General features: G+C 52.5%; 9 protein-coding genes and 1 tRNA gene. 3 read left to right on the top strand and 7 right to left on the bottom strand.

What is annotated here, in order from left to right:
* Positions 1 to 134: 134 nt before the first annotated feature.
* From QZN75_RS07755 to QZN75_RS07740, 4 genes are all read right to left on the bottom strand, one after another.
* Positions 135 to 1,304 (bottom strand): site-specific integrase, encoded by a 1,170-nt coding sequence (locus QZN75_RS07755; protein ID WP_292426986.1) that lies wholly within the window; start codon positions 1,302 to 1,304, stop codon positions 135 to 137.
* A gap of 77 nt (positions 1,305 to 1,381) precedes the next feature.
* Positions 1,382 to 1,606, bottom strand: coding sequence for a HypC/HybG/HupF family hydrogenase formation chaperone (locus QZN75_RS07750; RefSeq protein WP_012106962.1), 225 nt, complete (start codon positions 1,604 to 1,606; stop codon positions 1,382 to 1,384).
* Between the two features lie 288 nt (positions 1,607 to 1,894).
* Positions 1,895 to 1,979, bottom strand: a tRNA-Ser gene (locus QZN75_RS07745).
* Positions 1,980 to 2,103: 124 nt separating this feature from the next.
* On the bottom strand, positions 2,104 to 3,198 hold the full coding sequence (locus QZN75_RS07740) for a hypothetical protein (protein WP_292426982.1): 1,095 nt from the start codon (positions 3,196 to 3,198) through the stop codon (positions 2,104 to 2,106).
* 30 nt (positions 3,199 to 3,228) lie between these two features.
* Between QZN75_RS07740 and QZN75_RS07735 the strand changes: the two genes are divergently transcribed.
* Complete coding sequence (locus QZN75_RS07735) at positions 3,229 to 4,215, top strand: archaeosine biosynthesis radical SAM protein RaSEA (RefSeq protein WP_292426979.1); 987 nt, start codon at positions 3,229 to 3,231, stop codon at positions 4,213 to 4,215.
* Between the two features lie 321 nt (positions 4,216 to 4,536).
* Here the strand turns inward: QZN75_RS07735 and QZN75_RS07730 are convergent, their stop codons facing one another.
* The 3 genes from QZN75_RS07730 to QZN75_RS07720 all read right to left on the bottom strand — a co-directional run bounded on the left by QZN75_RS07730 (position 4,537) and on the right by QZN75_RS07720 (position 7,507).
* Positions 4,537 to 5,772: a TIGR00300 family protein gene (locus QZN75_RS07730; protein WP_292426977.1), complete on the bottom strand. Its 1,236-nt coding sequence runs from the start codon at positions 5,770 to 5,772 to the stop codon at positions 4,537 to 4,539.
* 143 nt (positions 5,773 to 5,915) lie between these two features.
* Entirely contained in the window at positions 5,916 to 6,521 is a 606-nt protein-coding gene (locus tag QZN75_RS07725; RefSeq protein WP_292426975.1) for an NTP transferase domain-containing protein, read from the bottom strand.
* On the bottom strand, positions 6,509 to 7,507 hold the full coding sequence (locus QZN75_RS07720; protein ID WP_292426961.1) for a histidinol-phosphate transaminase: 999 nt from the start codon (positions 7,505 to 7,507) through the stop codon (positions 6,509 to 6,511). The genes QZN75_RS07725 and QZN75_RS07720 overlap by 13 nt, the downstream gene beginning before the upstream one ends.
* Before the next feature lie 195 nt (positions 7,508 to 7,702).
* On the opposite strand from QZN75_RS07720, the gene QZN75_RS07715 reads away from it, so the two are divergent.
* Both QZN75_RS07715 and ftsZ read left to right on the top strand, forming a co-directional pair.
* On the top strand, positions 7,703 to 7,882 hold the full coding sequence (locus QZN75_RS07715; protein WP_292426958.1) for a type II toxin-antitoxin system ParD family antitoxin: 180 nt from the start codon (positions 7,703 to 7,705) through the stop codon (positions 7,880 to 7,882).
* 10 nt (positions 7,883 to 7,892) lie between these two features.
* Entirely contained in the window at positions 7,893 to 9,059 is a 1,167-nt protein-coding gene (ftsZ, locus tag QZN75_RS07710; RefSeq protein ID WP_292426956.1) for a cell division protein FtsZ, read from the top strand.
* Positions 9,060 to 9,570 lie beyond the last annotated feature (511 nt).

Here is a 9,570-nt window from a genome sequence, read left to right as displayed (position 1 = left end):
GTGCTACTCAATGAATGTCATAAAAACGATCCCGAATATAACGCATTGGAAACGATAAAGAAAAAGGCAAGACAAATATTCCCAGATTACGGCGAAGATCTACCATCAGTTCAGCGAGTCGCTAGAAAGAAAAATTAATCCTTTATCTCCTCTTTATCCATCAGGTCCGCCAAGCGCCTGAGCTTGTCCGGGCTGCTCGCAAATCGACGCACTTCCGCCTCTTCGTTCTCTGCTTCCCCGCTAAGCGATCGCCCACATGTTCCACAAAACCGGGTTGTTGGGGAGGATACCGCACCACATGATGGGCACTGCCGGGGCTTGAACTCCTCTCCTTTCTTGGGGCGACCTACAGACTTGATGCCGTAAAGCCGGGCGATCTCATCGTCAACCTGAATGCCCGACAAATGCAGGTAGTTCTTCATCATCTGACTATTCACCGAGCCCCAGCACATCAAGGAAACTATGGACTCCTGCGCGCCGGAGCTGATCAGGTCCGTGACCCGGCAGTGACGGAGAAGGTGCGGGGTGATTTTCTTCTGTATCCCTGCACGTGCGGCGATGTTTCGAAGGTTTTTTGTAAAAATACTGTGGGTGAACGGCTTGCCGAACCGGGTTATGAAAACCAGGGCGTCACCAGTAGGATCCCCGGGATAGTTCGACCGCCATCGGGCGAGATGTTCTTTCGCCATGACAAGCCGGATGTACCGGGGCTTCCGGGTTTTGAACTCAACGTTCATCTTCACCCCGTCGTCGTCGAAGACAAGATCCTGCCAACGGAGCTGGCAAACTTCACCAGGACGGAGCGCTCCCTCGTAAGCCGTGTATACCATCGCCCTGTCCACATCCCGCCTGCATGCACGGATCAGGGCTCCGAACTCTTCTGTCGTGAGAAGATCCGACGATCTCCTGATGGACCCGGGCCGCTTCGGGTCCTTGATCTCATTGAGCTCATCAAGGGAGATCTTTGAGAGCTTTTCCTTGATCATCCAGGTGAAAAAGAACCGGAGAACACCCACCATATCGGCCACGGTGTTGGGCGCATAGGGTTTACCCTTCCACGTCTTTGCCGTTTTCAGTGCCCGGATACCTCCGTGAATACCGGGGATATTAACTGTATCGAATGGCTCGATAAACCGCCGCCAGGTCACGAGCGAAGAGGTAATTTTGTTCCGTCGGCCTGTGCCTATATCCCGCTTTGCCTGCAGGTCATCACAGAACCGGCGGATGAGATCCGCATCCCCAGGGGTGACGGTTCCCTCCTGAAGGGCATGGTCGAGGGATCTCTCGGAATAGTCAGTTGGCATAAGTTAGTTTATCGTACCCTTGATATAAATAAATTATGAAATAATCGGACATTATTTCAGGATACAGTATTCGTGCATCACTCCTCCAGGGCGGCATAGACCTGTTTAAAAATCTCCCGGGTCTCAAGACCATCTTCACGGGAGAGACGCTGGATTGCAAAACCCACATGCACGAGCACGAACTCACCAACCTTGACATCCACGAGATCGAGCCGGACTTCCTGTTTGAGATCGCCATAGTCCACAACTCCGATATTCCCGTCCTTGATCTCCAGCACTTCCGCAGGCACTGCAACGCACATCGATGGTTCACACCCATATCCGGTTATACTGATTAGGTGTTCTTCGCTCATAAAAACAGTGATAATGCACCGGCAACCCGTCGTTATTTTTTTCGGCTGCACCCTTACGAGAGAACCCCGTGTCTGCGTCAGACAACCAGTTCCGTGCCAACCATACGGAAAAGATAACCTGTGCCGGCCGGGTTTTAAATTTCACAGTCCCTTAAAAGGCGCGGCCGGATACCTGGTCCTCGGGATACTTTTATTCACAATCTGGAAGTGCTAAAAACAGAAAAAAACAAAATCAGACGCCGGGGAAGAGATTTGAACTCTTGAGGTGCAGGGCACCAGTGGCTTTCAAGGCCACCGCCTTACCGGACTAGACTACCCCGGCATGTGTTTTTACTCTTTTGGCCGTGCAATTTAAAAAAGGCTTCTTTAGCTGTGCGGTTTTCCCGGTACGTGCCGGAGTTGGGAGACACCATGAACAGGGAATCACAAAAGATCTCCCGCAAAGATCAGTGCCTGCGCAGTTGAATAAAAAGTGAGGCCATGCACACGGCGGCTATGCTGCCCGCCGTCGCAAGCGGGGATTTTTGTCTCTCTGCCGGAGATACCGGGGCAAGTGTTGTCACACCGAATACCGCAGGTACCGTTGGACTTACCATAACGGAGTCTGCATTCTCCGTGTAGAGATAGACTTCCGCGCTGACCGAATACTTGTAGGGGTATACTTTGAAGTAAAGGGGCTTGTCCGCACCATTCACGACAATTTCCTCGGGTGTAATGTCGCCCTGGTCATTGATCGTGTGAAGGTCTCCGTTTGCGTCAACATATTCCACCACCCAGTCAACGGAGGTCGATGTGGAGATGGTGACCGGGGCGTCACCAACGGGCTGGACAATAAAATAAATCGGGTTATCCCGGGACGTTCTCCCATGGGCAGACAGAATGGTAGTTGTCGTCACGGTCGTTTCCGGAGCGATCGTCTCATGTCCCCCAATGATGCTGATCGTTCTTGAACCCACGTACCCCTGATCATCGGTAAAACTGACTTCATAATCGCCGGTCTGGCTGATGGGGACCACCACGTCAAACCCCCCCAGAGAATCGGTGCCCACGTACATGGGACCATAGATGACTGAGTTATCCGGCCCGATCACCGCGATCTGGACACCGGAGTTTGTATCCCCGGTAATTTTTCCGTCAATGTACATCTTGCCTGAGAGGGTCTGGGTCGTCTGGGAGGTCAGGGTGATCTCATCGGAGCGATCGATGAGCCGGACCTGTCGCATGGAGATAGAATCACCCGTTCCGCTCGCTGGCACCTCCACCTTATAAAGCCCTGTTTGGAGGTTGGTCGTATCAAAGACCACGCGGAAAGTGTTGTCAGACTGGACATATGCAATCTTGCGTTTGACTTCAGTACTGGTGGTCACCTGCCGGTAGAGCACCACATCAATCGGGGTCCCGATGCCAAATGTGGTCGTCCCGTTGACCACAAGGGGCTTTCCAACCGTCAGGGTATCGGGGGCATAAATGAAGACCTGGTATGCCGATGCGCCGCTGATCAGCATAAAAAAACCCAGCACCAGCATGACGATCCTCTTCATCTATGTACAAGATCAACTATGAGGTTGTTAATGATTTCTGAAAGTCTGAAAAAACCGCTTGCGTGCTGGCGCGGAAAAGAGAGGTACAACGGTGGAACGGTCGAATGCCTGACTATTATCTTTGAGTCCGGCGGGTGTTCATGGGCGCGGTGCAGGATGTGCAGTTACCGACACGAGAGGTACCGGGCGCAGTCCTGCGAAGAACTTGCCACCCATTTGCACGCCCAGCTTGGATGGGTACGATCGCAGTTCAGCCTTGACGAATTTTTGATGATTAAGATCTTTACATCGGGAAGTTTTTTTGATCCTGCCGAGGTCCCTCCCTCCTTCCAGAAAGAGGTCGCACAGGCATTCATGGGAAAAATCGTGATTGCGGAGAGCCGGCCGGAATACATAACGTCCGACTCCATCGAACATTTTCTTGCAGACCTCAACGATGGCACCCATACAACCCCGCTTTACTGCGCCATTGGCCTCGAAACCACGAGAGATACGATACGGGAGAAGTGCATCAACAAGGGATTCACGTACGCGGATTTCAAACAAGCCGCTGCTGTTGCCCATAGCGCCGGGGCTGGGGTGAAGGCATACCTCCTTTTCAAGCCGCCCTTCCTGACCGAGTCAGAGGCCATTACTGACATGCGGTCATCGCTTGCAGATCTCGCAGGAACTGTGGAGATGGTCTCGATGAATCCCTGCACGGTGCAGAAGCGGACAGAACTCGAACTATGCTGGAAACAGGGAGCCTATCGCCCACCGTACCTCTGGAGCGTGCTCTCGATCCTGAAAGATGCACCTATGCATGTGACCTGCGATCCGCTGGGCGGCGGGCAGAAACGGGGGCCGCACAACTGCGGGATATGCGATTATGAGATTACACAGGGCATCCGCGATTATTCACTTTCCGCCGACCGAGACCTTATCGGGGCGCTTCTGGATATGGACTGTACCTGTAAAAGCGAGTGGGAGTACGTGCTCGCCCGCGAGCAGCCGTACTGCATGCCGCTGACACGGTAAATGATTTATGGATCTGATAAAGTCCGGCCTTTTTTACACGCCAAAATGCGAAGTATAAAAAAACAATCCCATTGATCTCTCGGATCCAAAAAAATGATGTTTGTCGTCGCCTCTGAAAGGACGCTTCGAAGGCGTTTTTTTATAAAAAAATGAATGGTGCGGATAAAGACACCATATCCTTATCCGATTTTTCCAGGGATCAACGCACTTGCCCAGCGAGGATCCGAGGCCCCCGGGCGACCTATCCGGGTAGGCAGTCATCATTTTGATGTGCCACGGTAGTGAGAACCGGTCTCCCAAAGCGTTTAAAAAAGGATGTTCCTACTTTTTCCCCTTACTCTGCTTCTCGATCTGCTCGGCGAGGAGCGGGAAGAAAGTGCCGGCATCAGAGACAATACCAATTGCCTGGGTCGTGCCCCGGTCCATCAGTTTGGTCACAGATGCAGGGTTGATATCCACGCAGACGGTCTTTACACCCGAGGGCAGGCAGTTGCCAACCGCGATCGAATGCAGGAGGGTCGCGACCATCAGCACCAACTTGCAGCCGGGGATATACTTACGCATCTCATCCTGCGCCACCATTGTATCCTGGATCACATCGGGCAGCGGACCATCGTCACGGATCGAACCGGCAAGCACGAAAGGAACATCATGCTTCACGCATTCATACATGATACCACCTTTCAGGACACCTTTCTCCACCGCCTTCTTAAGAGAGCCGGCGCGCATGATCTCGGAGATCGCATAGATATGGTGTCGGTGTCCACCCATCACGGGTTTTCCGGTCCTGATGTCCATCCCGAGCGATGTCCCGAAGAGGTTATATTCCACATCGTGGGTCGCAAGCGCGTTACCCGCAAACAGGACATTGATGTATCCTTTCCGGATCATATCTGCAACAGCCTTATCCGCACCGGTATGGATGATCGCAGGGCCCCCAACAAGGATAATTTTTCCACCGCTTTTATGGACGTCAATGATCTCTTTTGCGATCTGGGCGATCAGAGTCTCACTGGGGCGTTCCGAAGAGACAGTGCCGTGCATGAACTCAAACGTGCTGCTTGTCCGGGGCCGGTCGGGATAACTCACAAGCACCCCTTCCTCACCGACAACCACCAGATCGCCTTTCTTTATCTTCCCAAGGGGCGTGCACATAGCCTTCTTCTTTTCAGGATCGACTACGATCAAAAAGTCCATCTCAATACTGTCGACTTGAACCCATTCGTCTGCAAGCCTGACCTGCGTCGGGTGGTTGGTGGTCGTGTAGAAATTTTTTGGTACGTTTCGGTTGCCTGCAGCGGCCACGTAGTGGACAGACTTTACCGTTGGGAGTCGGGCGCCGAACCGGTGGGCCTCCGACAGGATAGCACGCAGTTTCTCCTTATCCTGCGCTATAATTTTAAGACGGGCATAACTGGGGTCGGTCTTTTTCTTACCTACATCAAAGACAAGGATCTCGAAATTCCCCCCCATGTCCATGACTCGATCAAAAAGCTGGGTCATGATACCCGAATCAATGATATGACCCTGCAGTTCGATCTCCTGCGACTCCACCATAATACAACAGTATTTGACCCCGCACCTTAATATGCATTCGTATTAAATACGCCAGCATCTGCCATTTTTTGGGCGTAACGGCACAAATTGGGGTTAATTGCCCGTTAACCCAGTGCCCTTTTTTAAAATTTCACCGCAAAAACCTACGGTCTTCCGGAACGTTCGTTTAAAAATGCTTCTGCAGCGGCCCGGTCCGCACGCGTGTTGACATTGAGGGCCAGACGTGGATCGGCAATCACCAGCTGCAGTTCATCCTGCAATTCTGCGATCCGGTCCCCTCTTAAGATATTGAGACCTGTCGGACAGACATCCTCGTTTTTGATCGTCTCGCGGTAGGTCATACCGCCACGGCAGGCCTTGACAATACGGGTCGGCACCCATGTTGAGCAGGCCTCTTTTCCCGAACGCACGTAAGCCTCGTGAATATCAGTAATAATCCCGGCATCAATGCAGGGGATATCCGAAACACTTACAAAGAGCGGCTGTATCTCTTCAAGTGCCTGCACCGTTTCGACCATGTCACGGATATAATCCACCCCCCCGGCATTGTATGAATCGATGCCGTTTACCCGGCACCAGTTCCGGGTCATTGGTGTTTTGAGTGACGTTGCAACAACCACTTCGCACCTAGCCCCGAAAAACGCATCGATAACATACCGGATCATCGGGTGGTTATTAATAAGGATGAGCGGTTTTTCACCCTGATTGAGACGGCTCCCCGCGCCACCGGCCATGATCAGCGCACGCATGCAGACAATGCCTCCACAAGTTGTTCGTTCTCCTCGTGTGTCCGTATGGCCACGCGGATGCAGGAAGCAAGACCGAATGAGGTGCAGTCACGAACGAGAATGTTGTGCGTTTCCAGCTGCGTACACAGCGGCCCCACATTACAGGCACAGTCCACAAGCAGGTAATTGGCCGACGAGGGGGGACACCGCAACCCGAGTTCTTCGATCCGCAAAGAAAGCCAGTCCCGCTCTTTTCGGATATAGTCCCGGGATTTCCCCAATTCATCAAGATGGCTGAATGCCTGAAGGGCAAATGCCTCTGCGTATGCATTTACGCTCCAGGGCGGGCGGGCAGTCTCGATCTTCGCAATCAGGTCCGGATCGCCGAAACCGTACCCGAACCGGATCCCGGGGACCGCAAAACTCTTGGTGAGCGAGCGCAGGACAAAAAGTGGAACTGCACGTACATCAACAAGACTCTCAGACGGGTCTGCAAGTTCAATGAACGCTTCATCAGCAAAGAGCATCCCCTCATGCGATGATATCGCCTTTATACGCGCCATCAGATCGGAATGTCTGCACAATTCTCCGGTCGGGTTGTTGGGGTTACAGACAAAGGAAACGTTAGCAGCCTCTGATGTACGCGCTGCCGATGCACCCGCGAGACGGGCGGAGAGCGCATATTCGCCAAACGTGGGAGATTCGGTAAAATAGGTCTTTTTTCCGGAGAGCATAACCAAGCAGAAGACACGGATCAGTTCAATGGAACCGTTCCCCACGCAGATCTCTTCAGGCTCGCGGTGGAATGTGTGTGCGATGCACTCCTTGAGCTGAACGTATTCATTATCCGGATACGATGAAAGACACGCCGGATCGCAGTGCCACGTGAACCGGGGGGGCAGGGGATTGAGGCTCGCGCTGAAATCCAGCGGGTTTTTTCCGGTATTTTCACGCTGCCGCTTTCCTGTTCCTCCATGCACCACAGATCTGGGAAAATCAACAGCCATCGAATCGTCCGTCTTTTTTAAAATTACTTGGCCGGGATGTCATAAATGCGTTTGGAGACTTTCAAAAAATCAAAGCAAAATGTATTTATACCATTATGTATCATTTTGGGTTATCTGGTTAAATCAGACACAAGGGTTCCCCCTGTCAGACATATGAATGACATTTAACCGACATATGTCAGAAATGGAGATACAATGATGCAACGAATCACGCTTCGGTTACCTGAACAGCAAATCAACCTGCTCCAGCAGATGGTGGACGCAGGTGAGTATCCCAATGTTTCAGAAGCTGTCCGGGCTGCCGTCCGTGAACTTGTTGAGAAGCGAGCGGGCCGTGTCTTAAAAGATAATGACCAGGTTTCATTCAAGGTATGAGAGGGTAGAAATGCAGAGCATAATTAACGATGCGTTAAAAAATGCCGAACTTGAAAAAGAGGTAAGCAAGTCCGGATCAAATGCACCTGATGACGACTTCCTCGGGCAGCCAAGAATTGTGATCATCGGCTGTGGTGGTGGTGGGAACAACACGGTAAACCGTATCCACCACATGGGTGTCTCCGGTGCGGAAACGATTGCGATCAACACGGACAAGCAGCACCTGGACATGATCCAGGCTGACAAACGTGTCCTCATCGGGAAATCCCTGACCCGCGGTCTCGGTGCCGGCGGTTATCCCGATGTCGGTAAGCGTGCAGCCGAGATGGCCCGCCCCACCCTTGAGGCACTACTCGAATCTGCAGACCTTGTGTTCATCACAGCAGGTATGGGAGGAGGTACCGGTACCGGTTCAGCCCCGGTCGTTGCACAGGTTGCAAAAGAGCAGGGCGCAATCGTGGTCGGGATGGTCAGTTACCCGTTCCAAGTCGAAAAGGCCCGGTTGATCCGTGCAGAAGAAGGACTTGAAGCGCTTGCCGCATCTGCAGACTCGGTCATTGTTCTTGATAACAACCGGCTGAAAAACTTCGTCCCCAACCTCCCGCTGGGCCAGGCATTCTCTGTTATGGACCAGCTGATCGGTGAAACCGTCAAGGGTATTTCTGAGACCATTACAGAACCCTCGCTCATCAACATCGATTACGCAGATGTCAGGGCGATCATGTCCAAGGGCGGTGTCGCATCCATGCTTGTCGGTGAGAGCAAGCAGCAGAACAAGGCAGAGAGCGTCGTCCGTGAGTGCCTGAGCAACCCGATGCTCGATATCGATTACCGCGGCGCAACCGGCAGCCTGATCCACATCACCGGAGGAACCGACCTTACCCTGCAGGATGCAGAAGAGGTTGCAACCTCGCTCACGTACGAACTTGACCCCCACGCAGATGTGATCTGGGGTGCCCGTGTCAGGCCCGACATGGAAGGCAAGATCCGTGTCCTCGCCATTATGACCGGTGTCAAGAGCGCCCAGATCCTCGGGACGCGCCAGTCCTATAAGACCATGGTCCAGGAAATTGATGCCAAGCGTTCCAACCCAAAACAGATTGAGATGCCCCAGAGCCGGCGGGCTGCACCAAGGGACCAGACGAGCGGCGGCGGCGTCCTTGAATGGGTCGGTTAAGCGTCGCGCACAGCAACAGATAAAAAAACATTCATTTGTGAACCCGGTGAAGATGGCGGTTCGCCGCCACCCTCCCGGTCTTTTTTCAGGGAGTTATTCCAAAAAGGATTTACCTTGTCCTTTAGTACACGGGTATTCTCATCCGAAATGCCGGCGAAACGCTTAATAGGAGTCCCCGCCTTTAAAATATAGTACATTCGACCAGATCATCTGAAGGGAGAATGGTGGGCGACACCCGATGCATGGGTGTCATCCGTGTACCGGGAGTTGAACATCATGAACCGTGAGTCGAACAAAGGCTTCTTTCTGAAGTCTTGCAAACATTCTACGCAACGATCCTTTTCTGATGTTTTTCGCCCTGCATCCTGCATGCAGAGCGGTTACAAAAGAGATGCGCATGAACAATTGCGCACGCTCTTATCGGTTACTGTCTCTGACACTGTGTTTGCACCTCCCTTACAGGATTATACGATGAGGAGTGGTAACGCATGTTGAATGACCTGATGGAAAA

The sequence above is a fragment of the Methanoregula sp. genome, assembly GCF_003170075.1.
In the GTDB taxonomy this organism is placed as follows: Archaea; Halobacteriota; Methanomicrobia; order Methanomicrobiales; family Methanospirillaceae; genus Methanoregula.
Note: the sequence above shows the minus strand (reverse complement) of the source record. Positions and strands in the feature narration are given on the sequence as shown.